Raw genomic sequence first — 25581 nt, 5'->3', positions numbered from 1 at the left:
TCGCTGGCAGAGCAAGGACGACGCACCCGAGGGAGGAGCGCGCAACCGAAGTCAGAGTACCGGCGGGTGACTGGGACGACTTGCCCGTCTGCGCCAGAAACTCTGCGAATTCACGCCAACAGGCCTGTCTATCGCTCCGACCGCACCCGCGCCACGGCGTCGCGCCAGCCGCCGTAAAGGCGGTCGCGCTTGCCCTGTTCCATGCGCGGCTCGAATCGGCGCTCGCTACGCCAGGCGTCGGACACCGACTCCAGCCCGTCGAACACGCCGACCTTCAGCGCCGCGAGGCAGGCGGCACCCAGCGCCGTCGTCTCGATCACCTTGGGGCGTTCGACCGGCATATTCAGCAGATCCGCGAGGAACTGGCAGAGCCAGTCGTTGGCGGCCATGCCGCCGTCGATGCGCAGCGCGTTGATGGTGCCGCCCCAATCGCCGGCCATCGCCTCCATCAGGTCGCGGGTCTGGAAGGCCACCGCCTCCAGCGCCGCGCGGGCGATATGGGCGGGGCCGACGTCCAGCGTCATGCCGAAGATCGCGGCGCGGGCCTCCGGATCCCAGTGCGGAGCGCCCAGCCCGACGAAGGCCGGGACGAAATAAACGCCGTGGCTGTCGGGAACGCGGGTCGCCATGTCGTCGGTCTGGCTGGCATGGGTGATGATGCCGATGCCGTCGCGCAGCCACTTGATGGCGGCACCGGCCACGAAGATCGAGCCTTCCTGCGCGTAAGCGGTCTTGCCGTTCAGCCGGTAGGCGACGGTGGTCAGCAGCCGGTTCTTCGATACCACCGGCGTCTCGCCGGTGTTGATCAGTGCGAAGCAGCCGGTGCCGTAGGTCGACTTCGCCATGCCCGGTGTCAGGCAGGCCTGCCCGAAGGCGGCGGCCTGCTGGTCGCCTGCCACGCCAGCGATCGGAATCGGCCGGCCGAGCAACTCCGGCTCGGTCGCGCCGAAATCGTCGGAGCTGTCGAGCACCCGTGGCAGCATGGCGCGCGGCACGCGGAACAGCGCCAGCAACTCGTCGTCCCAATCCTGGGCGTGGATGTCGAACAGCATGGTGCGCGAGGCGTTGGTCGCGTCGGTCGCATGTACCTGCCGACCAGTCAGGTGATAGATCAGGAAGCTGTCGATGGTGCCGAAGCACAGCTCGCCCCGCTCGGCCCGCGCGCGGGCACCCGGCACATGGTCGAGGATCCAGGCGATCTTGGTGGCTGAGAAATAGGCGTCGATCAGCAGGCCGGTCTTGGATCGCACCAGTTCTGAATGGCCGGCAGTGACCAGATCGTGGCAGAGGGAGGCGGTGCGGCGATCCTGCCAGACGATGGCGCGGTGGATCGGCTCGCCGGTGGCGCGGTCCCACACCACGGAGGTCTCGCGCTGGTTGGTGATGCCGATAGCGGCGATGGCGGACGCATCGATTCCGGCCTTCTCAACCGCCTCGCGTGCCACGGTGCGGACGTCTCGCAGGATGTCGGCCGGATCATGCTCCACCCAGCCGTCGCCGGGATAATGCTGGGGGAATTCCCGCCGCGCTTCGGCCAGCGGCGTCCCCCGGCCGTCGAACAGGATCGCCCGCGACGAGGTGGTGCCCTGGTCGATGGCGAGGATGTGGCCGGCCTTGGTCATGCTGCGTGTCCCCCAATTATCGCGCGTCTCCCCCTCGCCCCCCCGGGGAGAGGGTCGGGGTGAGGGGGACGCATGGCGTGATTTTTCAAGGAATGCAAAGCGGTTTCAATAAACGAAACCCACGCAGTGCATCCCCCTCACCCTAACCCTCTCCCCAGGGGGAGAGGGAATCTTCAGGGAAATAAAAACGGGGCGACGGCTTCCCGCCGCCCCGAGGTTCACCCCCGGCCCAACCAGGACGAAGTGCCGGGAGGAAGAACCGTCATGCCGTCGCCGTTACTGGGCGCGGCCTTCCTTCCACGCCTTCAGCAGGTCGTCATAGGCGATGGTCTGACCCTTCGGCTTCTCGTTGTCGAGCTTGGGCTTCGGGGCGCCGGGGGCGGCGAACCACTCCTTCGGATCCTTCTTCGGGTTCAGCTTGGGGGCGCAGTCGCCGCCGATGTTGGCACGCTCCATGCGGGCCAGCACCTGCTCCATCTGCTCCGCCAGATTGTCCATCGCCTGCTGCGAGGTGCGCTCACCCGTCACGGCTTCGGCGATGTTCTGCCACCACAGCGGGGCCAGCTTCGGATAGTCCGGCACGTTGGTGCCGGTCGGCGTCCAGGCGACGCGGGCCGGGCTGCGGTAGAACTCGACCAGACCGCCGAGCTTCGGCGCCGCCTGGGTCATCGCGTCGGACTTGATGTCGCTTTCGCGGATCGGCGTCAGGCCGACCAGCGTCTTCTTCAGCGACGCGGTCTTCGACACGGTGAACTGGGCGTAGAGCCAGGCCGCCTTGCGGCGTTCCAGCGGCGTGGACTTCAGCAGCGTCCAGGAACCGACGTCCTGATAACCCAGCTTCATGCCCTGTTCCCAGTACGGGCCGTGCGGCGAGGGGGCCATGCGCCACTTCGGCGTGCCGTCGGCGTTCACAACCGGCAGGCCCGGCTTGGTCATGTCGGCGGTGAAGGCGGTGTACCAGAAGATCTGCTGGGCGACGGCACCCTGCGCCGGCACCGGACCGGCTTCGGAGAAGGTCATGCCGGCCGCCTCGGGCGGAGCGTACCTCTTCAGCCAGTCGATGTACTTGTTCAGCGAATAGACGGCCGCCGGGCCGTTGGTGTCGCCGCCGCGGGCGACCGAGGCGCCGGCCGGGCGGCAGCCCTCGACGCGGATGCCCCACTCGTCCACCGGCTTGCCGTTCGGCAGGCCCTTGTCGCCGGCGCCGGCCATCGACAGCCAAGCGTCGGTGAAGCGCCAGCCGAGCGACGGATCCTTCTTGCCGTAATCCATGTGGCCGTAGACGCGGACGCCGTCGATTTCCTTCACGTCGTTGGTGAAGAAGTCGGCGATGTCCTCATAGGCTGACCAATCGAGCGGGACGCCCAGGTCATAGCCGTACTTGGCCTTGAACTTCTCCTTCAGGTCGGGACGGGCGAACCAGTCAGCGCGGAACCAGTAGAGGTTGGCGAACTGCTGGTCGGGCAGCTGGTAGAGCTTGCCGTCCGGACCGGTGGTGAAGCTGGTGCCGATGAAGTCCTTGACGTCCAGCGTCGGCAGGGTGACGTCCTTGCCCTCGCCCGACATGAAGTCGGACAGCGGGATGGCGTGGCCATAGCGGAAATGGGTGCCGATCAGGTCGCTGTCGTTGATGTAGGCGTCATAGACGTTGCGGCCCGACTGCATCTGGGTCTGCAACTTCTCGATGACGTCGCCTTCCTGGATCAGATCATGCTTGATCTTGACCCCGGTCAGCTCGCTGAACAGCTTGGCGAGCGTCTTCGATTCGAATTCGTGCGTCGTCAGCGTTTCGGAGACGACGTTGATGTCCATGCCCTTGAAAGGCTCGGCCGCCTTCACGAACCATTCCAGCTCCTTCATCTGCTCGTCCTTGGAGAGCGTGGAGGGCTGGAGTTCCTCGATGATCCGCTTGGCGACGGCTTCCTGCTCCGGCGTCATGGCGGCGGACGGGGCCGCCGAGGCCATCGCCAGCAGAACGCCGATGCCACCGGCCATCACGGCCCCGGTCAGACGACGCCGAAGAGTCTGTTGCTGAAGCATGGTTCCTCCCACTTGATCGACTTGGTGTCGGGTTGACGTTTCGTATTGCTCTTACCGGCGGAACAGCCGCTCACCTCGTCATCGGCCGCCTGGACGGCGACGACGAATTCCTTTGAAATCCGGCCCCCTCACCCGAAGCGGATGACCAGGGCGATCCAGACCAGCGAGACCGCGAAGGCGCCCCACAGCGACGCCTCGGTCGCCGCGAGCCAGCCCAGATGGATGAAGGCGCTGCCGAGCAGGCCGATGAACAGGCGGTCGCCGCGGGTGGTGCGCATCGGCAGGAAGCCCTTGGCCTCCACCGTCGGCGACACCACCTCCCAAACCGTCATGCCGGCCAGCATCAGGGCGATGCACAGGAAGAAGACCGCGGTCGGCGTGGTCCACGCCATCCATTCCATATCCATGACGCGATCTCCCTCAGACGCGGCCCAGGGCGAAGCCCTTGGCGATGTAGTTGCGGACGAACCAGATCACGAGCGCGCCCGGCAGGATGGTCAGCACGCCGGCGGCGGCCAGCAGGCCCCAGTCCATGCCCGACGCGCTGACGGTGCGGGTCATGGTGGCGGCGATCGGCTTGGCGTCGACCGAGGTCAGCGTGCGGGCCAGCAGCAGCTCGACCCAGCTGAACATGAAGCAGAAGAAGGCGGTGACGCCGACGCCGGCCCGGATCATCGGCAGGAACACCGTGCCGAAGAAGCGCGGGAAGCTGTAACCGTCGATGTAGGCCATCTCGTCGATCTCGCGCGGCACACCGGACATGAAGCCTTCCAGAATCCAGACCGCGAGCGGCACGTTGAACAGGCAGTGGGCGAGTGCCACGGCGATGTGCGTGTCGAACAGCCCGACCGTCTGGTACAGCTGGAAGAAGGGCAGCAGGAACACCGCCGGCGGCGCCATCTTGTTGGTCAGCAGCCAGAAGAAGACATGCTTGTCGCCGATGAAGCGGTAGCGCGAGAAGGCGTAGGCCGCCGGCAAAGCCACCGTCAGCGAGATGATGGTGTTCAGCGTCACATAATAGATCGAGTTGATGTAGCCGCTGTACCAGCTGGGATCGGTGAAGATGATGGTGTAGTTGCGCAGCGTCGGGTTGTGCGGATACAGCGTCAGGCCCGCCAGGATCTCCTCGTTCGTCTTGAAGGACATGTTGACCATCCAGTAGATGGGCAGCATGAGGAAGATGATGTAGCAGACCAGGACGATGGTCCTGTTGGAGACCCGCGCCGAGGAGCGGCGGACGTTTGCCGGGGCCGCCAGCGAACCGGGAGCGAGAACCGCAGCCTTGCTCATTTCTTCTCTCCCGATCCGGAGTTGGTGATGATCGTGTAGAAGATGAAGCTGAACAGCAGCACGATCAGGAAATAGACGATGGAGAAGGCCGCCGCCTTGCCGATGTCGAACTGGCCCACCGCCATCTGCGTCAGATACTGGCTGAGGAAGGTGGTGGAGTTGCCGGGGCCGCCGCCGGTCAGCACGAACGGCTCGGTGTAGATCATGAAGCTGTCCATGAAGCGCAGCAGCACCGCGATGATCAGGACGCCGCGCATCTTCGGCAGCTGGATATAGCGGAACACCGCCCATTTCGACGCGCCGTCGATCTTGGCCGCCTGGTAGAAGGCCGGCGGGATCGACTGGAGGCCGGCATAGCAGAGCAGCGCCACCAGGCTGGTCCAGTGCCAGACATCCATGACCAGCACGGTCAGCCAGGCGTCCAGCGAATTGTTGGTGTAGTTGTAGTCGATGCCGATGGCGCGGAAGGTGGCGCCCAGCAGGCCGATGTCGCCGCGGCCGAAGATCTGCCAGATGGTTCCGACCACGTTGAACGGGATCAGCAGCGGCAGTGCCAGCAGCACCAGCGTCAGCGACGTCTTAGCGCTGCGACCGCCGGGCATGCCGAGAGCGATCAGGATGCCCAAGGGGATCTCGATGGCAAGCACGGCCAGAGAATAGATGATCTGGCGGACCAGCGCATCGTGCAGCCGGTCGTCCTTCAACACCGCCGTGAACCATTCGGTGCCGACGAAGAAGGTCTGGCCGGGGCCGAAGATCTCCTGCACCGAATAATTGACCACCGTCATCAGCGGCACCACGGCACTGAAGGCGACGATCAGAAAGACCGGGATGATGAGGAACCAAGCCCGGTTGTCCTGGACCTTATCCATGGCTTGTGCCTCCTTAACCGACCAGATGGCTGTCGCGGTAGAGCTTGGTCCACCGGCTGGGGAAACGGATGGCGGCGTCGAGCGCCGGGATTTCCTGCTCCTCGCTCAGCCGCACCTTCAAGGTGTGGCTGTTCAGCCGCACCGTCGCCAGCTTGGAGGTGCCGAGATCGTCGACGCCGGTGACCTGCACCGGGATGGCTCCGGCGCTGCCGCTGCGGGTCAGCTCCAGGAATTCCGGACGGATGCCCAGCTCGAACTTGCCGCCCACGGTCGGAACGGCGCGGTCGGGCAGCGGGATGGCGATGCCGTCGACCAGCGCATGGTCGTTGCCCAGCGTGCAGGGCATCAGGTTGATGCCAGGGCTGCCGATGAAATAGCCGACGAAGGTGTGCTGCGGATTCTCGAACAGCTCCTGCGGGGTGCCGAGCTGGACCATGGCGCCTTCATACATCACCGCGACCTTGTCGGCGAAGGTCAGCGCCTCCACCTGGTCGTGGGTCACGTAGATCATGGTCAGGCGGTATTCCTCGTGGATCTGGCGCAGCTTGCGGCGCAGGATCCACTTGGTGTGCGGGTCGATGACGGTCAGCGGCTCGTCGAACAGGATGGCCGCCACGTCGGAACGCACGAGGCCGCGGCCCATCGAGATCTTCTGCTTGGCGTCCGGCGTCAGCCGCTGGGCGCGCTTCTTCAGGTCGGCGGTCAGGTCGAGCGCCTCGGCAACCTGCCTCACCCGACGGTCGACATCCGCCTCCGGAACCTTGCGGTTGCGCAGCGGGAAGGCGAGGTTCTCGTACACCGTCATGGTGTCGTAGATGACCGGGAACTGGAACACCTGGGCGATGTTGCGCTCTTCCGGCGTGCAGCGGGTCACGTCCAGCCCGTCGAACAGCACCCGTCCCTCGCTGGGCACCAGCAGGCCGGAGATGATGTTCAGCAGCGTGGACTTGCCGCAGCCCGACGGCCCCAGCAGCGCATAGGCCTTGCCGTCCTCCCACTCCTGCGACAGGCGGCGGAGCGCGTAGTCCTCAGGCCGGGTGGGATGCGGGTGATAGGAATGGCCGAGATTGTCGAATTGGATGGTCGCCATCGCTCCCGCCCCCTTAAGCGATGTTGCGCAGCGCACCGCGCCGCCAATTGGGTGCCGCCACCAGCTGGCCGGCTGCGGAGAAGACGAAGATGCGGTCCGGATCGGCATAGACCTGGATGTCGCTGCCGATCGGGTGGCTGTGCACCCCCTCCTCGCGCGCGATCAGCGTGGTGTCGCCGTGGCGCAGATGGACGAAGGTCTCCGACCCGCTGATCTCAGACAGGGCAACCTTGCCCTTGACCGGCACCAGCCGCTCGCTGCGCCTCAGCACCGTCAGGTGGTTGGCCCGGATGCCGACCTTGCAGGGGCCGGCCGGCAGGTTGCGGTCATGGGCCGACAGCGGCAGGCTGGTGCCGTCCGACAGTGCAACCCGGTCGTTGGTCAGGATCGCGTCCATCACGTTCATAGGCGGATCGCTGAACACCTGCGCGCACTCCAGAGACTTCGGCGTGTGGAACACATCGCCGGTCGCCCCGGTCTGCAGCATCCGCCCCTCGTGCAGGACCGTGACGTTGCCGCCGAGGATCAGCGCCTCCTGCGGTTCGGTGGTGGCATAGACGACGGTGGTCTTGCCATCCGCGAAGATGTCGCGCAGTTCGGCGCGCAGCTCCTCGCGCAACTTGTAGTCGAGATTGACCAGCGGCTCGTCGAGCAGGAGCAGGCCGGCGCCCTTCACCAGGGCGCGGGCGATCGCGCAGCGCTGCTGCTGGCCGCCCGACAATTCGGCCGGCAGCCGGTCCAGATAGGGTTCGATCCGCAGCATGGCGGCGGTCCGGCGCACCTTGGCGTCGATCTCCGCCCGGTCCTTGCCCTGACGGCGCAGCGGCGAGGCGATGTTGTCGTAGACCGTCATCGCCGGATAGTTGATGAACTGCTGATAGACCATCGCCACGTCGCGGTGGCGGACCGACGTGCCGGTCACGTCCTTGCCGGTCTCCAGCACGCGCCCGGCGCTGGGCGCGTCGAGCCCGGCCATCAGCCGCATCAGCGTCGTCTTGCCGGCCAGCGTCCGCCCCAGCAGGACGTTGAAGCTGCCGGGTTGCAGCTCCAGCGATACGGGGTGGAGATGCTGCTCGGCGCCGACGCGCTTCGCCACGCCTTCCAGTGTGAGTGTCACCGCATTCCTCCCATCGACCGCAGAGCGGAGGCGTTTTCGCCCGCGTCCCTGTTGGCCGTCGCTTCGCGGCGGCGGTCGAACCAGCCGCCGATGGCCTCCCGGATCGCAGCGTCCAGGTGCAGCCCAAGTTTGGAACGCCGCCACAGGAAATCGTCGCCGGTCATCGCGAACTCTTCCCGCACGGCATAGTCGAGTTCGGCTTCAAAGACGCCGCCCCCGAAATCGATACCCAGATCGGCCAGTCCTTTGGCGTCGCCCAGCAGCCGTTCGACCCGCGTGCCGTAGGCCCGCGCCAGACGAAGAGCCAGCGCATCGGGCAGCCAGGGTTTCCGCCGCTTCAGGTCGGCCAAGAAGCCGGCGAAATCGGCGTCGGCGATGTCACCGCCGGGCAGCGCCACATCGGCAGTCCAGGTGATGCCGCCCTTGCCCAGCGCCTTGCCCAGCTTCTCCGTCGCCTCCTCCGCCAGCCGGCGGAAGGTGGTGATCTTGCCGCCGAAGATCGACAGCATCGGCGCGTCGCCGGCCGGCTCGTCCATCTCCAGCACATAGTCGCGGGTGACGGCCGAGGCGTTGCCGCTGGCGTCGTCGAACAGCGGCCGGACGCCGCTGTAGGTCCACACCACGTCGCTCTCGCGCACCGGCTTGGCGAAGTAGCGCGAGACCGCCCGGCACATGTAGGCGATTTCGTCCTGGCTGATCGCCACGGCGCCGGGATCGCCCGAGTAATCGAGGTCGGTGGTGCCGATCAGGGTGAAATCACGCTCGTACGGAATGGCGAAGACGATGCGGCGGTCGTCGTTCTGGAAGATGTAGGCGTGATCGCCCTCATACATCTTCGGCACGACGATGTGGCTGCCCTTGACCAGACGAACCGACTTGTCGACGGTGACACCGGTTCGCTTGGCGATCATTTCGCGGACCCAGGGACCGGCGGCATTCACCAGCGCGCGGGCGCGGACGGCGCGGGTGGCGCCGGTGTTCACGTCCACCAGCGTCGCTTCCCACAGGCCATTGCGCCGCTCCGCCTTCTCGCAGCGGGTGCGGGTCAGGATCTCCGCCCCACGGGCCCGCGCGTCCATCGCGTTCAGCACGACAAGCCGGCTGTCCTCCACCCAGCAGTCCGAATACTCGAACGCCTTGGTGAAGCCGCCCGACAGCGGCTTTCCGGCCGGCGCGCTGGTCAGGTCGACGCCGTGCGACCCCGGCAGCAGCTTGCGCTTTCCCAGATGATCGTAAAGGAACAGGCCGATGCGCACCATCCAGGCCGGGCGCATGCTGCTGTCGTGCGGCAGGACGAAGCGCAGCGGCCAGATGATGTGCGGAGCGGCGCGCAGCAGAACCTCGCGCTCCTGCAACGCCTCGCGCACCAGACGGAATTCGTAATATTCGAGATAGCGCAGGCCGCCGTGGATCAGCTTGGTGCTGGCCGACGAGGTGGCGCCCGCAAGGTCGCCCTGTTCGCACAGCACCACCGACATCCCGCGCCCGACCGCATCGCGGGCGATGCCCGCCCCGTTCACGCCGCCGCCGACGATCAGCAGGTCGGTCACCGCCGCATCGGTCCCGCCGAGCCGGCCGTCCGTTCCTGCAGGGCTCGCGTTTACCATGGGTTCCTCTCCGTACCGCGCCGGTTCCTTGCGAACCCGGCCGCTTTCGTTTCGGAACATAGAATGTTCGTTCGCGTTTGAAAAGGAAAATGTTTGTTCAGCTGACCATATTTTAGAGGCTACGCCGGATCCGGCATCTTTCCTATCGGAAATCGAGTTGCGAAGCCGGGCACTGCAAGGATTCCGACGGTTCTTCAGACACCAAGGGACTACCCCGACAGGCAGGGAAGCGGCCTGTGCGCGCGGCGCATCAGGCTTGCCAAAACCCGTGCCGGAGCTTTCCCGTCAGCCGCAACATCGCTCCAGCGGCAGTTTCCAGACGTTGTCTAGCGAACAGAAGACGTTCGATCCTTTACAGGCGGGCGATCGCTTCCTCGACAAGACGGGCCAGAGCGGCAAGATCGATATCGACCGGCACATCGAGCCGATCGACCAGACGGTCCGAATAGTCAACGGAGTCGCCGGTAAAGCTGCCGGTCAGTTGGCTGAAATGCCCGATCAGCGTGGCCTGCGTTCCCATCTGGATGTTCCAGGAGGACTCTGGATGGAAGAAGTCGGGGTTGTTCAGATGAATCCAGGTGGCGTTGGGCGGCAGGTAGACGTGATTGGAGGTACCGGCACCGATGGGGGAGACCACGATCTCCGCCTGCGCAACAAGCTCGATCGTTTCCAAAACGTTCAGCGACTCCGGCGGGACCACCTCGAAACCGTAAGCGGCCAGCAGGTCGCCCACTGCCGCGTCGTTGGCGATGCGATGTTTTGGATACGAGTTCCGGCGCGACAGGAACACGCGCCTGGGCAACGGACCGCGCCCGGGTCGGACCCGTCCCAGCATCGCCTCGCGCAGCCAGCGATACGCGACGGGATATGAGACCGGCGACGGCACGACCGCCCGATCGAAGCGGTAGAGCGAGAACGTGCCTTCCTGGCCAAGGGTGTGGCGCATATCGACGATGCGTTCGCGCCGGATGCCGATCAGTTCGAGCATCTCATACTGATATTCACGCACGTCGAACAGAATGACCGGCAGATCCTGCGCCTCCGGAATCCGGGTACAGGCGATCAGCATGGGCAGCACGTCGACCATGAAATGCCAGTAATTGGGAGTCGAGCGCACGAAGATCGCGGGTTCCGGAATGTCGACCACACGGTACAGCGGACGCGGCAGGCGGATCGCTCCACTCACCAGCCCGGGCGTCACCCCGACCAGCGGCACGGTGGCGCCGTTCACCACACTGTCCTGGCTCTCGCGAAGCATGTGCCGGCGATCGGCAAGGATGAAGCTCTCGAAGTTGTCCTTGACGTAAAATCCCTGGATCACCTCGATTCTGGCGTCGAACGCAACCCCGACCGGAGCCGCGCCAAGAGCCGGCAGCCCGTCCAGATGGCAGTGCAGGTAAGCGGGATACTCGTCGTAGGCCGTCTGCGGCACGGGTTGGGCATCGGCCTGCCAGATGCGGGCAGGCAGTCCGGCGGCGGCGCACCAATCCGGAAATTCGTGAATATCGACCGTGAAAATGTCGATGTCGCTTTCCGCCACGGCGCGAAAATCATAGCGGTTCTTTACCCGGACGCAGGCTTCGGCCAGTTCGCGATGCTCCGTCAGCAAAGCGATCCGAATGTGCCGCTCGAACAGGTCGTAGAGAAACTGATTCATGGTCGGTGCACCGGCGAGCCCGAGAAGAGCGGTGCGAAGCCAGGCTCCGGCAGAGTCCACGTCGTTCCGATGATGAGCCGCAAGAGCGAAGTCGAGCGCCTGGGCACAATAGAGTTCGCGCAAGGGCACGGAGCCGGGATTGGCCGCGACGCCACGCTCATAGAACCCGGCCGCCGTTTCCGGCTGGCCCAGGCTGCGGTACAGATTGCCCAGATTGATGAAAGGCGCGTCGAAGAACGGGTTGACGGCAACCGCACGCTGCATCAGCGCAGCACCAGCCTGCGGATCCCCGGATCGCCAGCGCACCAGCCCCAGGCAATGCAGAGCATTGAAATCGAAAGGCGAAAGGCACAATGCGGTTTCGTAGAGCCGCTCGGCCTCGCCCAACTGCCCGGCTTGATGGTGTGCGATGGCGCGAGTCACGAGATCGGTCGGGTTCAAGATCATTTCCGATGATACAAAGGCTTGCTTCTGCCCCGCACCTTACCCCGATTGTCGAGCGCTATGGAATATGGCTCGACCGGTGCCCCGATCATGGATACGGGGCACCGGTCGGCAGAATCTTGCGCCGCTCACGCCGCGCGGATGCGGCCCAGCAGGCGGTCAATATCGTCGCTCAGGCTTTCGGACCGTTGCGAAAGCGCGCGGGTGGCGTCCACCACCTGGGCCGCGGCGCTGCCGGTGCGGTTCACCGCGTCGTCCACCGACACCACCGTGTCGGCGATGCTCTGCACCGCATCGGAGGCGTGGTTGATGCTGCGCGCGATCTCGTCGGTGGCGGCGGACTGCTCCTCCACCGCCGCGGCGACCATGGCGGTGATCTCGTCGATGCGGCTGATGGTGCGGCCGATGTCGTCGATGGCCGACACCGCCCCCTGCGCCGTCGTGCGCACCGCCTGGACCTGCTGGGCGATCTCCTCCGTCGCCTTGGCCGTCTGGCCGGCAAGGCTGCGCACCTCCTCGGCCACCACGGCGAAGCCGCGTCCGGCCTCCCCCGCCCGTGCCGCCTCGATGGTGGCGTTCAAGGCCAGAAGGTTGGTCTGGCCGGCGATGGCGTTGATCATGCCGACCACGTCGCCGATCTTCTGCGCGGCGGCGGCCAGCGCCACCATCAGTTCGTTGGTGCTGCGCGCCTCTTGCACCGCGCCACGGGCGATCTGGCTGGAATCGCCGACCCGCCGAGTGATCTCGCCGATCGACGCGGACAGCTGGCTGGCGGTCGCGGCCACCGTCTGAACATTGGTCGCGGTATCGGCGACCGCCGACCGCACGTCGGTCATCCGGCGGCAGGTCTGCTCGGCGGTGGCCGACATCCCTTCCGATGCCTCGCGCATGTCGGCCGACGCGGCGGCGATGTGACGCGACGCCTCCTTCACGCTGGCCTCGATGCTGGCGGTGATGGATTGGATCGTGCGCGACCGCTCGGCATCGGCGGCCTGCTTCATCGCATCCTGTTCCTCCTGCAAACGGGCGATCTCGGCGCTCTTGTCACGGAAGACGCCGACGATCCCCGCCATCTCGGCGATCTCGTCACGCCCGCCGACCGTGGCGTCGACCGCCAGATCGCCGCTGGCGACCGCGCGCATGGCGTCGATCACCCGCAGCAGCCGGCGGGTCAGCCGGTTGCGCACATAGAACCACGCGATCAGCAGGCTCGACACCACCACCACCGCCGCGGCCCCGCCCTGAATGGCGACCGCCCCGGAGATCGCCGTCTCGGTGCGCGTCACATCGGCGTCGGTGCGCTCCTGCTGATGGGCGACCACCGTATCGATGGTTCCGTTCAACTCCGTGGTCAGCCGCACCGTTTCGGCCAGCGCGCTTTCGATGTCGGCGGTGATGCGCGCCTGATCGTCGCGCAGGCGGAAGACGCTGCCGGCGCCGCCGCCGAAGGCAGCCAGCCCGTCGCGCGCCTTGACCAGCGACGGCCGGTCGGGACTGTCCTTCGGCAGGGCGCCGATGGCGTTGTCGACACGCAGCAGAGCCCAGTTGTACTTCGAGCGGATGTTGTTCAGCGTCGCCCCGTAAGGCACGCTGGACGCGGCGGCGATCATGCCGAAGGCGAGGTTGCCGTTGGCCTGCACGTTCATCAGCTGGGTGATGACCGGCAGTTCCTCCTGCGCCAGACGGCGGCCCAGTCCGGTGGCCGTATCGACCGCCTGCGCCGCGGCCAGATCACCCACCACATTGTTGACCGACAGGGTCGAAACCTCCAGCAGCGGCGCCACCAGTTCGGTGAAGTCCTCGTGCGCCATCACCGCGTCGGCGACCAGCGTGTTGAGCTTGTCCTCCAGCGCCAGACGTTCGGCGGTGCGCTTGCCCAGCGTGTCCAGTGCCGCGCCCATACGCTCCGCCAGCCCGGCGACCGCGTCGGCATCGGCCGACATGCTTCCGGCACCCCCACCCGCCTGAACCCGCATCGCCGAAATCCGATCGCGCAGCTCCGCCAGCCTCTTGGTCAGGCCGTCCATCCGCTCCGTCAGCTCCGCCGCATCGCGCGATGCCGCCACCGCCGGCGCGTCGGCGGCGATCGCCGTGCTGTCCTTCGCCAGATTGAGCGAACGGACGATGGCCGGCACGCTGCTGCGGCCGATCTGGCCCATCGACCGCCCGGTCTCGGTCAGCGACCACCACGCCATCACGCTGGCGAAGGCAGCCAGCAATGCCACCCCGCCGAAGGCCAGGAACAGCCGCCCCTGAATGCCGAGCCGAATGCCGAGCCGCTCCCCGGCTGGCGTCAGTCGCGTCATGTTCCTCTCCTAAAGGTAATCTTTTGTCGGCAAGCCGGACCGTTAAGCGTCACGACGAGTTTGAAGGATGGCGGTGACAACCGTCAGTCGCGGCAAACCCTGATTGGACTGGGTGCCCGCTGGTGGATGTCGTAACCGCTCAGGTCATCTCATATCATGCGCGTTTATTTTCGTAAAGAAACATGCTTGTGTCGCCAACAATATCCAGCGTACATATCAGCCCACGGGATTGCAGGTCCGCCGGACGGCCGAAACCTTCGTTCCGCCTGATCCGTTCCCGCAGGAACGGCCCATTTTCGCATTGACCCATTCCGCGCATCTGATCCACTGACACCCCTTCCCAAACGTCCTTGAAAGACCGGAGACAGTCCCCCGATGGATGCGCGCCTGGACGCCGAACGCCGCCAGCAGGAAATCGTGGCTCTCGTGCATGCCAAGGGCATGGTGCAGATCCTGTGGCTGGCCGAGCATTTCGACGTCACGCCGCAGACCATCCGCCGCGACATCGAACATCTGGCCGGCCAATCCGCTGTGCGACGCTTCCGCGGCGGCGTTACCGTGCCGTCGAGCGTCGAGAACATCGCCTACTCCACCCGGCAGACCCTGATGGCGGAGGAAAAGCGCCGCATCGCCGAACTGGTCGCCCGCCATGTGCCGGAGGACGCCTCCCTCTTCCTCAACATCGGCACGACGACGGAGGCGGTGGCCCAGGCCCTGCTCGGCCACAAGAGGCTGCGGGTGCTGACCAACAACCTGAACGTCGCCACCATCCTGCACAAGAACACGAATTTCGCGCTGTCCATCGCCGGCGGCCTGGTCCGCGAACGCGACGGCGGCATCATCGGCGAGGCGACCGTTGAGTTCATCCGCCGCTACAAGGTCGACATCGGCATCATCGGCATCAGCGGCATCGACTCCGAGGGCGACCTGCTGGATTACGACGAACAGGAGGTCCGTGTCGCCCGCGCCATCATCGAAAGCTCGCGCCGGGTCTTTCTGGTCACCGACCACACCAAATTCGGCCGCAACGCCATGATCCGTATGGCCGACGTCAGCGTGCTGGACGCGCTGTTCACCGACCGCCTGCCGCCGGCCGAGCTGATGGAGGTGCTGAGCAACGCCGACTGCCAGGTCCATGTCGCCGACGGCAGCGACGCGGCGAACGGCGACGGCGAGGACACGGAGGACTGACGGGATCCCCCCGGTTTCGGCGAAACAGCTTCAAACGCGGCCCCCGCCTCCACGGCCCCGATGTCGCTTGCCGAAGCCGGGTCTCACCTCCACTCTGTGATGTTGGGCCTTGTGCAACAGGTTGGCCCGGCCAACAGATATGAGCAGGTGTGCGGTGATCATCGAAAGCGACCTCAAGCTCGACTTCAAGGACGTGCTGATCCGGCCGAAGCGCAGCACGCTGCAAAGCCGCAACGACGTGGATGTCAACCGGACCTTCACCTTCCTGCACACCCAGCGCGACTGGACCGGCTTCCCGCTGATCGCCGCCAACATGGACGTCACCGGCAGCATGGGCATGGCGCGCGCCCTGTCGCGCTTCGGCGCGATGACCGCCCTGCACAAGCATTACAAGGCCGACGAACTGGCCGCCTTCTTCCGGGCGGAAGCGGAGTCGGCCATCCTGTCCAACGTCTTCTATTCGATGGGCATCGCCGACGCCGACCATGACAAGTTCCAGGCGGTGAAGGCCAAGGCGCCGGTGGGGAAGATCTGCCTGGACGTCGCCAACGGCTATACCGAGCGCTTCGTCGAGGTGATCGCCCGCCTGCGCGAGGAGAACCCGGACACCGTCATCATGGCCGGCAACGTCGTCACCGGCGACATGACGGAGGCGCTGCTGCTGGCCGGCGCCGACATCGTCAAGGTCGGCATCGGGCCGGGATCGGTCTGCACCACCCGCAAGATGACCGGCGTCGGTTACCCACAGCTGTCGGCCATCATCGAATGCGCCGACGCCGCCCACGGGCTGAAGGGCCAGGTCTGCGGCGACGGCGGCTGCACCGTGCCGGGCGACATCTCCAAGGCCTATGGCGCCGGCGCCGACTTCGTCATGCTCGGCGGCATGCTGGCCGGCCATGACGAGTGCGAGGGCGAGATCCGTTACGAGGACCGCGACGGCAACCGCGTACCGGTCGCCATGACCTTCTACGGCATGTCGTCCGACACCGCGATGCACAAGTATTCCGGCGGCGTCGCCTCCTACCGCGCCTCGGAAGGGAAGACGGTCGAGGTTCCCTACCGCGGCCCGGTGGAGAACACGATGCAGGAGATCATGGGCGGCGTGCGCAGCATGATGACCTACATCGGGGCCACCCGGCTGAAGGAGGTGCCGAAACGCACCACCTTCGTCCGCGTCGGCGCGCAGCTGAACACCGTGTTCGGGGGCTGACCGGTCTCCCGGCCGCATGGCTGGTCCCTGCCGGGAAGCTCGCCCGATTCTTGTCTCTTGGTCCCGTTCCGTTCTACTGCTTGGGTAAGCGGCGAATCGGATCTTTGCGGGAACGAGAGAGCTTATGGACGGGGTGCCCGGCAGCGGAGCGGATGTCATCCGCGCCCAGTTGCCGACCCTGCCGGACACGCCCGGCGTCTATCGGATGCTGGCGGCCGACGGGTCGGTCCTTTATGTCGGCAAGGCGAAGAACCTGAAACGGCGGGTGGCCAGCTACACCCGGACCGACGGGCTGCCCAACCGTACCCGGCGGATGGTGTCGCTGACCCGTGCCATGGAGTTCGTCACCACCCATACCGAGGCCGAGGCGCTGCTGCTGGAAGCCAACCTGATCCGCAGCCTGCTGCCGCCCTTCAACATCCTGGTGAAGGATGACCGATCCTTTTCCTACATCGTGATCGGGAAGGGACACGACTTCCCGCGCCTGATGCAGCACCGCGGCAGCGCCGAGCGCCGCGGAACGTCAGGGAAAGGCAATCGCCGCGATTCCGACCTGTTCGGCCCCTATGCCTCGCCGCATCTTGTCGGCATGACCATCGCCGCCCTGCAACGCGCCTTCCTGCTGCGCAGCTGCGACGACGGGGTGTTCGCCTCGCGCACCCGGCCCTGTCTGCAACACCAGATCAAGCGCTGCTCCGCCCCCTGCGTCGGCCGTGTCGACGAAGAGGAGTATGCCGCCCAGGTCCAGGGCGTGCGCGACGTGCTGTCCGGCCGCAGCGCCGAGGTGCAGGCGGAATTCGCCCGCCACATGACCGATTGTTCCGACAGGCTGGAGTATGAGGACGCCGCCCGCTGGCGCGACCGCATCCGCGCCCTGACCGCGCTGCAGAGCCGTCAGGACATCAATCTGGAGGACACGCTGGGCGATGCCGACGTGCTCGCCCTGCATCGCGAGGGCGGTGCCGCCTGTGTCCAGGCCTTCTTCTTCCGCGGCGGCCGCAACCAGGGTACCCGCGCCTTCTTCCCCCGCATCGACGCGGAGGAGGAGCCCGGCGACATCCTCGCCGCCTTCGCCGCCCAGCTCTATGCCGACACCCCGCCGCCGGCCCTGGTGCTGTTGAGCGATCCGCTGGAAGCTCCGGAGTTGCTGGAGGAGGCGCTGAGCCTGTCCGCCGGCCGCCATGTCATCGTGGAATGCCCGAAACGCGGCCCCAAGCGCCGCGCCGTCGACCATGCGCAGACCAACGCCCGTGACGCGCTCGGCCGCCGGCTGGCCGAACGCTCCACCCAGGCGGCGCTGCTGGACGGGGTGGCGCGTGTCTTTGGCCTGCGCGCCGCCCCGCGCCGCATCGAGATCTACGACACCTCACATATCCAGGGGGCTTTCCCTGTCGGCGCCATGGTGGTGGCCGGCCCGGACGGGTTCCAGCGCAATGCCTACCGCCGCTTCTACATCCGCGATCCCGAGGCGGCCGGTGACGATTACGCCATGCTGCGCGAGACCTTCACCCGCCGCTTCCACCGCAGCAGCGGGTCCGGCCGGGATTCCGGCCAATGGCCCGACCTCGTGCTGATCGACGGCGGCCTCGGCCAGTTGAACGCGGTGAAGGACGAACTGGCGATGCTGCAGATCACCGACATCCCGCTGGTCGCCATCGCCAAGGGTCCGGATCGCAACGCCGGGCGCGAGCGCTTCTTCCGCCCCGGCCAACCGCCGCTGACACTGACGCCCAACGATCCGGTGCTGCATTTCCTGCAACGGCTGCGGGACGAGGCCCACCGCACCGCCATCGACAGCCACCGGGCCCGCCGCATGAAGGCGATGTCGCACAGCCGCATCGACGGCATTCCCGGCATTGGCCCGGCCCGCAGGAAGGCACTGCTGCATCATTTCGGCAGCGCCACCGCCGTCGCATCGGCCGGGCTGAAGGATCTGGAGGCCACTCCCGGCATCAGCGAAGCCATTGCGCGAAGACTTTACGAACATTTCCATGGATAGGCATTAGGGTGCCGGACCGGCACAAATTTGAATTGTTCAAATATTGAGCGGGCAGTAGTCAAGAGCGCGCTTCATGGATTTGTAATGTGCCGTTACAAAGTCATGGCCCAGGTAAACATCCGTCCGCGCATTTAAGAAAAATAAATAATGCTGTGATTGGATAATGTTCCGGTGGGTTTTCAGGATTACTGCCCCCCTACCCGATCTGCCCCCATTCGTCCCTTGCGCAAACAGCCCCCGTTCAGCCCCCAATCGAGGTGAGGAACCATGCTGGCCGACTGGCACATTCAAACCAAGACGGCCACTGCCGCCGCCGTCGTCGGGCTCTTTTCCGTCATTACGGCCGCAGCCGGCTTCTACGCGCTCGACCGCACCGAAAAGGCTGTCAACGATCTGGTCCGCACCCAGAAGGAACAGCTCGACGCCTTCGACATGCGCATCGACATCATCGCGCTCAGTCGGATGGAATATGAGCTGGGCAACGATCCCGCCCAGGCCGGCAGCTTCGCCGGACAGGCGGACAAACGCATCGCCGAGATGAAGGACCGCCTGACCGCGTTGGGCAAACGCTCCGACTCCGACCAGATGGCGAAGATTGATGCCATTCGGTCGGGCTTCGGCGGGTACGAAAAGAATGTCCGGGCCATGCTCGACACCGCCAAGGCAGCGGCGGTCAAGGGCGGCGACGAGGGGCGCAGGCTGGTGCTGGATGGGCTGAAGGCCAGCCGCACCGGCCAGATGGCATTGACCGACGCGGTGAAGGTCTACAACACCGACGTGTCGAAGCGCACCGACGCCGCGGTCACGGACGCGATGGAACTGGCGCAGACGATGAAGGTCACCCTGGCGGTGGCCGCGGCGCTGGCGCTCGCCGTCGGTCTGCTGATCTCCATCCTGATCTCCCGCGCCGGGCTGGTACTGCCGCTCCGCGCCCTGATCGAGGAGGTGCGGCGGATGGCGGGCGGCGCGCTCGACAAGAGTGTGGAGGGCATCGGCCGCAAGGACGAGATCGGCGAACTGGCCCGCTCGGTCGAGGGGTTCCGCCAGGATCTGGTCAAGGGCCGCGAGGTCCAGGCGGAAGTCGACCGCCAGCGTGAGCAGGCACTTGCCATCGCCAACCGGCGCGAGGGTCTGCTCCGCGCTTTCGACAGCGCCATTTCCGGCATCCTGCGCGGGGTGGCGGCCGCCGCGACCGAACTGGAAAGCACCGCCCGCAGCATGAGCGGCATCGCCCAGAAATCCATGCATCAGGCCACCAGTTCCGCCGCCGCGTCGGAACAGACCTCCTCCAACGTCCAGGCGGTCGCCGCCGCGACGGAGGAGATGAACGCCTCCATCGCCGAGATCGCCCGTCAGGTGAACCAGAGCACCGACGTGGCGGGTGCGGCGATGCGCGAGGCCGAACAGACCAACGCCGTCGTCGGCGACCTCGCCCAGACCGCCCAGCGCATCGGCGAAGTGGTGCAGTTGATCAACGACATCGCCAGCCAGACCAACCTGCTGGCACTGAATGCCACCATCGAGGCGGCGCGGGCAGGTGAAGCCGGCAAGGGGTTCGCCGTGGTGGCGAGCGAGGTGAAAAGCCTCGCCAGCCAGACCGCCCGCGCAACCGAGGAGATCTCCGCCCAAATCCAGGCGATGCAGACGGTGACCGACACGGCGGTGACGGCGATCCGCGGCATCGGCATCACCATCGCCCGCATGAACGAGATCGCCACCGCCATCTCCAGCGCGATCACCCAGCAGAACGCGACAACGGAGGAGATCAGCCGCGCCATCCAGCAGGCGTCCCACGCCACCGCCAGCGTGTCGGCCAGCCTGTCCGAACTGACGGAGGTCGCGGCACAGACCGGGGATGCCGGCAATCAGGTGCTGTCGGCCGCCCGCGACCTGTCCCAGCAGTCCGAAGCGATGCACCAGGAGGTGGAAGGCTTCCTGTCGCAGATCCGCGCGGGCTGAGGCTGCCGGGGAAGACGGTCGCCTACGGCACCGTCTTCCCGGTGAACGGATTCCAGCCCACCGCCGCCAGTGCCGCCCAGGCGGTGGCGCCCAGATGGGGGCGCCGGTAATAGAGGAAGTCGTCGGTCTTGCTGTCAGGTCCGATCGCGAGCCCGGTGGTCAGAACCTGCGGCCGGGTGGCGTAGAGATAGCCACCGGGGCTGATTTCCTTCAGCAGTTCGCCGAACAGCCGGTCCGCATCGCCGCGACGGCCGACGGCGCGATAGGCGAGTGCGGCCTGCGCCGTTCCCTCCACCCACATGCCGTCGCGGTCGTCGTTGAAGTCAAAGCCGCCGTCGGCTCCGTGCGCCCGCTCCGCGTAGCTCAGGGCGACCCGCCACGCCTCCGGCGCCTGCGGCAGCAGCAGCGGCCAGAGCTGCGCATCGAGGCCGGAGGTGGAGGTGCTGGTGGTCACCCCGTCCGGAGTGGTGCCGATCGGGAAATGGTCGCCACCCGCCGTCCACATCCTGTCGAGAAAATCGCGGGCTTCGCGCTCCGGCCCGGCAAAATCGCCGCCGAGCCAGCCGAACAGCGCCACCAGATCGGTATTGTGCTCCGTCGATTTCCAGGTCAGCGGCTGCGGCGCGTCGTCGAAGCCCTGGATGCCACCGTTGAATCCACCGGGACCGCGCGGGTCACGGGTATGCTCCACCACCCAGCGCGCCAGTTCGGCCGCCCCATCGCGGAAGCGCCTTTCGCCGGTGGTCTCGGCCAGCGTCAGCAGGGCCAGCCCGGCCCAGGCGACGTTGCCGGTGGCGGTGCCGACCTGATAGGGATCCTCGCCCCAGTGGTTGCCGACGGCATCCCACCAGCCGTTGGGCGGGATCGGCCGCTGTTTCTGCGCGCCCGCCCGATAGGTGTTGCGCAACCGTCCCTTCCAGCCGGCACGGTCGAGCGAGACGGCATCGAGCAGCGCCTCGCCGATGCGCAAGGCCTTGTCGCGCTGGCCACATGCGGTCAAAGCCATGATCGCCAGCGCGTTGTCGTAGGTAAAGGCGGCGTTGGACAGCGCCGGCTCGGAGGTCGGGCCGGGCGCGTAGGAATTGTCGTAGCTGCGCAGGAACAGCGGGCCGCGCCCGGACACCTCGTCGACGCGCGCCGTGAGCGTGCCGCAGGTCTTCTGCGCCAGATCCTTCGCCGGCGGCACGGATGCGGCCGAAGCCGGGACCGCCATCAGGACGGAAGCTCCAAATGCGAGCGCCGCCAGCGCGGCGCGGCCGAACCGCCCGCCCCGCCGCGGGAACATTCGCTTGACGCTGACACGCTTGGACATCGACACCGCCGGCCAGTTCAGGAAGCCCCACATATGGCCCCTTTGACAGCCGGCGGCAACCGAACGGGAGAGGGAGCTGCAAAGCCCCTTACAGCGGCGCCAACCCCGCCATGATGTGGGTCTTGCGCTCACCATAGGCGCTGCCCAGTTCGGCGGCGCGGTCGTCGTCCAGAACCTCCCTGGCCTCCTCGAACAGCTCCTCCTCCTCTTCGTCGAGGTGGTGGCGGACCAGTTCGCCCAGCACCTGGAGCTTTTCCTTCCAGCCGCTGTCGGTGGTCTTCATCGCGTTCAGCTCGTCCAGCAGGCCATTGATGAGGTGGTGCTCGTTCAGCCCCTCGACGGTTTCCGACTTCGCTTCCTTCGCCTTCTTCAGCGAGGCGTAGAAGACGCCCTCCTCCACCTTCGAATGGGCCCACAGCTCGCGCTGCAACTCCTCGAACACGGCGCGGCCGCTGCCGTTGGCCTTCTCGGTCTTGTCGAGAAGGCCGCGGATGGTGTCGTGGTCGGTCTTGATGCGGGCGAAGATGTCGGCCTTGGTGCCGGTGGTCTTGCTGGCCATCGTCGGGGTCCTTGGCAATTGTTGTGGGATGAGGTCAACCCGTTGCCAATAGAACCCCGCCGCGGCCGGACTGTTCCCGGTCACGTCTCAAGCCAAGCCCTGCACCCTCAACCCCGCGGATGCGTTTCCACGAACTCGCGCAGGGTGTGCATCAGCTCCACCGCATGGACGACCTGGCCATGGGCGCAGGCCTCCGCGATGTCGTCGGCGATGATGTGGGCGATGCGGTCGGCTCCACCGGGGCAGTGGGCAAGGCAATGACCCATCTCCACAGCCACCATTTCCGGAACATGTTCGTGTTCGGCGATCGCGTCGATCTCCGCTTCGGTGAGATCGCTCAGCGCGATGCAGTCCTTGATCGTCAACATGGCGCGTTCCTCCCGGGAACGGCCGGACTGCCCTGTGGTATCAGGGTCGAAAAACGGTCCCGCTGACCGGCACCCCTGCAAATGCCGGCGCCGCACGGCACCCCGCCAAATCAGGCGGCGGGGATACCGCGCGGCCGAAAACCGGCAAAAGTCAGTGAGCCATCAGAACCGGCAGCCCGGCGTGGTTCAGCACGTAGCGCGTGACACCGCCCAGGATCATTTCCCGCATCCGGCTGTGGCCATAGCCGCCCATGACAAGCAGGTCGGCGCCCAGCTCCACGGCTTTCTTGGTGACCGTCTCCCCAACGGGTTCCGATCCCGGATGCAATATAGTTAACTCAGGGTTAACCCCCTGCCAAGCGAGATATTGGGCGATGCGGCGTCCTGTCGCGCCTTCCGTCACCGACGTTTCGGCGGTCAGGACATGGGTGCGGTCGGCACTGCGCAGGAAGGGCAGCGCCGCGGCGACGGCACGGGTGGCCTCCGTCTTGCCGTTCCAGGCGACGGCGACGGTGTGGCCGATCTCGGCCGGCAAATTCTTCGGCACCAGCAGCACCGGCCGGGCCGAGCCCAGCAGCGCCGTTTCCATGGTGGTGTAGCCCTGCGTATCGGCCTCGATCGAGGTGTGCGCGCAGACGATCAGGTCGGACAGGCGGCCCTCCGCCGGCACCACGTCCTCGATCCGGCCGATCACCTCGCGCCAGGAGGCGGACGGCGCCTCGACCCCGCCGGGGACGTCCCGGATCTCGAACCCGGCCTCGGCGACCGCGGCGTCGAAATGGCGGCGGGCGGCGGCGCGATGGTTGTTCGACTCGGTCTCCGCCGCACGCATGATCTCGTCCACCATGGCGCCCGACATGCCTTCGCCCAGCATCGGGACGGCATCGCGCGGGTCAAGGCGGACGAACAGGCCGACGAGGTGGGCGTCGAAGTCCCGCGCCACCGCCACCGCGCCCTTCAGGGCCACCGGATCATTGTCACTGCCGCACAGCGGCACAAGGATGGTCTTGTAGGTCATGGACTCCTCCCGGACCGGTTCGAGCGGCCCTTCCCGGACGGCGGCGGTCCGCCCGCCGGCGCGGCGGACGCTTCCCAACATGCCGTCATTCGCCCCGTCATCGCTGCGGTCCGCGGCCCGGGGCGGGGCCGCCAACCTTTCGGATATGGCCCTTAACGCGTTGTCTCATCTGGAATTAGGCCAAGGTTGCACGGGCGTCGTCCAGCACATCCGACGCAACCCTGCCAGAATCCAGGCGCGTCCAACCGATAGTCCCCAGATCGTAGGATTCCTGCCGTTCCGCCACCTCGGCGGTGGCGTCGGAGGCATCGTTGCGACGATTGGTCACACGCGCCACCCGATCCGCCAAGGGCGCCTCCATCCAGATGCCGTCGAACCGCACGGCGGCCTCCGCCGCGATGGTCTCGATCCGGCGGCGCTCGTCCGGCCGGGCGCTGACCGCATCGACCACCACGGCATGACCGGCGGCGAGCACGGCGGCCGCCCGCCGGTAAAGCTCGGCATAGACCCGCTCCGTCACCGCCGGGTCATAACCTTCATCCGGCAGCCGGTCGGTGTCGGCGACTCCGCACAGACGTTTGCGCAGAACGTCGCTGCGCAGAACCACCGCACCGGGCGCCGGGCCAAGCTCCGGCGCGATCCGCTGGGCAAGCCGCGTCTTGCCGCTGCCGGACAGCCCGCCGACCGCGACCAAGCGCCCCGGCACCGGGTCCAATGCCGCGATCGCGTGGTTGAGGTAGCACCGCGCCTCCTCGGCCAGCCCATTGGCCTTGCCGCCCAGCCGCAGCGCCGCCGCCGACACCTTGGCCCGCACCGCCGCGCGCAGCGACAGGAACAGCGGCAGCGCCGCCAGTCCGCTGCAATCGCCGGTCTCCTCCAGGTAACGATTCAGCACCGCGTTGGCCAACGGCCGCAACCCGCGATGCTCCAGATCCATCAGCAGGAAGGCGAGGTCATAGAAGACATCGGCCACCGCCAGCGCTTCGTCGAACTCGATGGCGTCGAACAGGGTCGGCTCGCCATCCAGCAGAACGATGTTGCGCAGATGCAGGTCGCCATGGCCATGGCGGACGAAGCCAGCCCGCCGCCGTTCCTCCAGCAACGGCGCCAGCAGGTCGAGCGCGGCACCCGTGCGCTCCGCCAGCCGCTCCACCGCGGCGGCAGGGAACAGGTCCGGCGCGGCGCGCAACTCGGCGACATTGCCGTCGGCAACCACCCGCATTGCCTCCGCCCCTCCCCCCTCCAGGCGGGGAGCGGCCTCGCGATGGAAAGCGGCGATCCGCTCGGCAAGCCGGCGCATCAGGGCAGGAGTCAGCGCCTGCCGCTCCGCCATGCGGTCGAACAGCGACTCGTCGGGGAAACGCGCCATCGACACCACCCAGTCGACCGCGTCCCCGTCTTCCCCGCCTTCCTCATCCAGCCGCAGCAGGCCGTCGGCCCCACGACGGATGGCAGCCACGCCGCGGTAGAGCGTCGGCGCGGTGCGGCGGTTGATCGCCAGCTCCGCCATGCAGGAGGCGTGGCGCTTCTCCACCGTCGAAAAGTCCAGATAGGGATAGCGCACCGCACGCTTCAGCTTCAGGGCCCGGTCACCGGCCAGGAACACCAGCGCCGCGTGGGTGTCGAGTCGCTCCACCGCCTGTCCGCCATGGGTACGCGGATCGCCGAGGAAGGCGATCACCTCCCCTTGCGATCCGGAGCCAGCACAGGGTTCGGCGGGATGCGCGGTCATGCCGTTAGAATAACAGAGCATGATCCCGCCCCGCTCCTGCTTTCATGGTTGAAACGCAGATGGCAATGACGACATCCTAGGGGTAGTGCCGATACACCATGGGTCAGTCGCCACGCCCCTTCGTTATAGTGGCTGGACCGCATGGTCCGACCCGATATGCCATGAAGAGGGCCATGGGGAGGGGGTGC

At 66.6% G+C, this 25581-nt stretch carries 19 protein-coding genes; 4 read left to right on the top strand and 15 right to left on the bottom strand.

Annotation, left to right across the window (positions count from 1 at the left end; all coding sequences use genetic code 11):
• Nucleotides 1-128: 128 nt before the first annotated feature.
• The 10 genes from glpK to E6C72_RS29155 form a co-directional block, all read right to left on the bottom strand.
• Complete coding sequence (gene glpK, locus E6C72_RS29200) at nt 129-1622, bottom strand: glycerol kinase GlpK (protein WP_109865063.1); 1494 nt, start codon at nt 1620-1622, stop codon at nt 129-131.
• 276 nt (nt 1623-1898) lie between these two features.
• Nucleotides 1899-3662 carry an ABC transporter substrate-binding protein gene (locus E6C72_RS29195; RefSeq protein WP_199228987.1) on the bottom strand — a complete coding sequence of 588 codons (1764 nt, stop codon included), beginning with the start codon at nt 3660-3662 and terminating at the stop codon, nt 1899-1901.
• A gap of 128 nt (nt 3663-3790) precedes the next feature.
• Complete coding sequence (locus tag E6C72_RS29190) at nt 3791-4069, bottom strand: DUF2160 domain-containing protein (protein ID WP_247876116.1); 279 nt, start codon at nt 4067-4069, stop codon at nt 3791-3793.
• A 13-nt stretch (nt 4070-4082) separates the two neighbouring features.
• Complete coding sequence (locus E6C72_RS29185; RefSeq protein ID WP_109865089.1) at nt 4083-4835, bottom strand: carbohydrate ABC transporter permease; 753 nt, start codon at nt 4833-4835, stop codon at nt 4083-4085.
• Between the two features lie 113 nt (nt 4836-4948).
• Nucleotides 4949-5824: a carbohydrate ABC transporter permease gene (locus E6C72_RS29180; protein ID WP_109865061.1), complete on the bottom strand. Its 876-nt coding sequence runs from the start codon at nt 5822-5824 to the stop codon at nt 4949-4951.
• Between the two features lie 13 nt (nt 5825-5837).
• The gene (locus E6C72_RS29175; RefSeq protein ID WP_109865060.1) at nt 5838-6914 is read right to left on the bottom strand and encodes an ABC transporter ATP-binding protein; all 1077 of its coding nucleotides are present in this window, start codon (nt 6912-6914) and stop codon (nt 5838-5840) included.
• 13 nt (nt 6915-6927) lie between these two features.
• Entirely contained in the window at nt 6928-8031 is a 1104-nt protein-coding gene (locus tag E6C72_RS29170; protein ID WP_109865059.1) for an ABC transporter ATP-binding protein, read from the bottom strand.
• A complete protein-coding gene (glpD, locus tag E6C72_RS29165) occupies nt 8028-9638 on the bottom strand; it encodes a glycerol-3-phosphate dehydrogenase (RefSeq protein ID WP_109865058.1) in 1611 nt (536 codons plus the stop codon). Before glpD ends, E6C72_RS29170 begins: the two co-directional genes overlap by 4 nt.
• 352 nt (nt 9639-9990) lie before the next feature.
• Nucleotides 9991-11736, bottom strand: a complete 1746-nt coding sequence (locus E6C72_RS29160) for a glycosyltransferase family 61 protein (RefSeq protein WP_158280245.1) — start codon at nt 11734-11736, stop codon at nt 9991-9993.
• A 131-nt stretch (nt 11737-11867) separates the two neighbouring features.
• On the bottom strand, nt 11868-14045 hold the full coding sequence (locus tag E6C72_RS29155; RefSeq protein WP_109865056.1) for a methyl-accepting chemotaxis protein: 2178 nt from the start codon (nt 14043-14045) through the stop codon (nt 11868-11870).
• A 375-nt stretch (nt 14046-14420) separates the two neighbouring features.
• On the opposite strand from E6C72_RS29155, the gene E6C72_RS29150 reads away from it, so the two are divergent.
• The 4 genes from E6C72_RS29150 (at nt 14421) to E6C72_RS29135 (ending at nt 20404) form a co-directional block, all read left to right on the top strand.
• A complete protein-coding gene (locus tag E6C72_RS29150) occupies nt 14421-15236 on the top strand; it encodes a DeoR family transcriptional regulator (RefSeq protein ID WP_109865055.1) in 816 nt (271 codons plus the stop codon).
• A gap of 154 nt (nt 15237-15390) precedes the next feature.
• Entirely contained in the window at nt 15391-16446 is a 1056-nt protein-coding gene (locus tag E6C72_RS29145) for a GMP reductase (RefSeq protein ID WP_109865054.1), read from the top strand.
• 124 nt (nt 16447-16570) lie between these two features.
• The gene (uvrC, locus tag E6C72_RS29140) at nt 16571-18445 is read left to right on the top strand and encodes an excinuclease ABC subunit UvrC (RefSeq protein WP_109865053.1); all 1875 of its coding nucleotides are present in this window, start codon (nt 16571-16573) and stop codon (nt 18443-18445) included.
• A 267-nt stretch (nt 18446-18712) separates the two neighbouring features.
• A complete protein-coding gene (locus E6C72_RS29135) occupies nt 18713-20404 on the top strand; it encodes a methyl-accepting chemotaxis protein (protein WP_109865052.1) in 1692 nt (563 codons plus the stop codon).
• Nucleotides 20405-20426: 22 nt separating this feature from the next.
• Here E6C72_RS29135 and E6C72_RS29130 read toward each other — a convergent pair whose 3' ends face one another.
• The 5 genes from E6C72_RS29130 to E6C72_RS29110 form a co-directional block, all read right to left on the bottom strand.
• A complete protein-coding gene (locus tag E6C72_RS29130; protein ID WP_247882182.1) occupies nt 20427-21617 on the bottom strand; it encodes a hypothetical protein in 1191 nt (396 codons plus the stop codon).
• 187 nt (nt 21618-21804) lie between these two features.
• Complete coding sequence (locus tag E6C72_RS29125) at nt 21805-22275, bottom strand: hemerythrin domain-containing protein (RefSeq protein WP_109865051.1); 471 nt, start codon at nt 22273-22275, stop codon at nt 21805-21807.
• Nucleotides 22276-22382: 107 nt separating this feature from the next.
• The gene (locus tag E6C72_RS29120) at nt 22383-22643 is read right to left on the bottom strand and encodes a hypothetical protein (RefSeq protein ID WP_109865050.1); all 261 of its coding nucleotides are present in this window, start codon (nt 22641-22643) and stop codon (nt 22383-22385) included.
• Nucleotides 22644-22794: 151 nt separating this feature from the next.
• Nucleotides 22795-23661, bottom strand: coding sequence for a universal stress protein (locus E6C72_RS29115; RefSeq protein ID WP_109865087.1), 867 nt, complete (start codon nt 23659-23661; stop codon nt 22795-22797).
• A gap of 175 nt (nt 23662-23836) precedes the next feature.
• Nucleotides 23837-25414, bottom strand: a complete 1578-nt coding sequence (locus E6C72_RS29110; protein ID WP_348981195.1) for an AAA family ATPase — start codon at nt 25412-25414, stop codon at nt 23837-23839.
• Between the last annotated feature and the right edge of the window lie 167 nt (nt 25415-25581).

The sequence above is a fragment of the Azospirillum sp. TSH100 genome, assembly GCF_004923295.1.
Taxonomy (GTDB): Bacteria; Pseudomonadota; Alphaproteobacteria; order Azospirillales; family Azospirillaceae; genus Azospirillum.
This window is presented reverse-complemented; position numbering and strand designations above follow the sequence as displayed.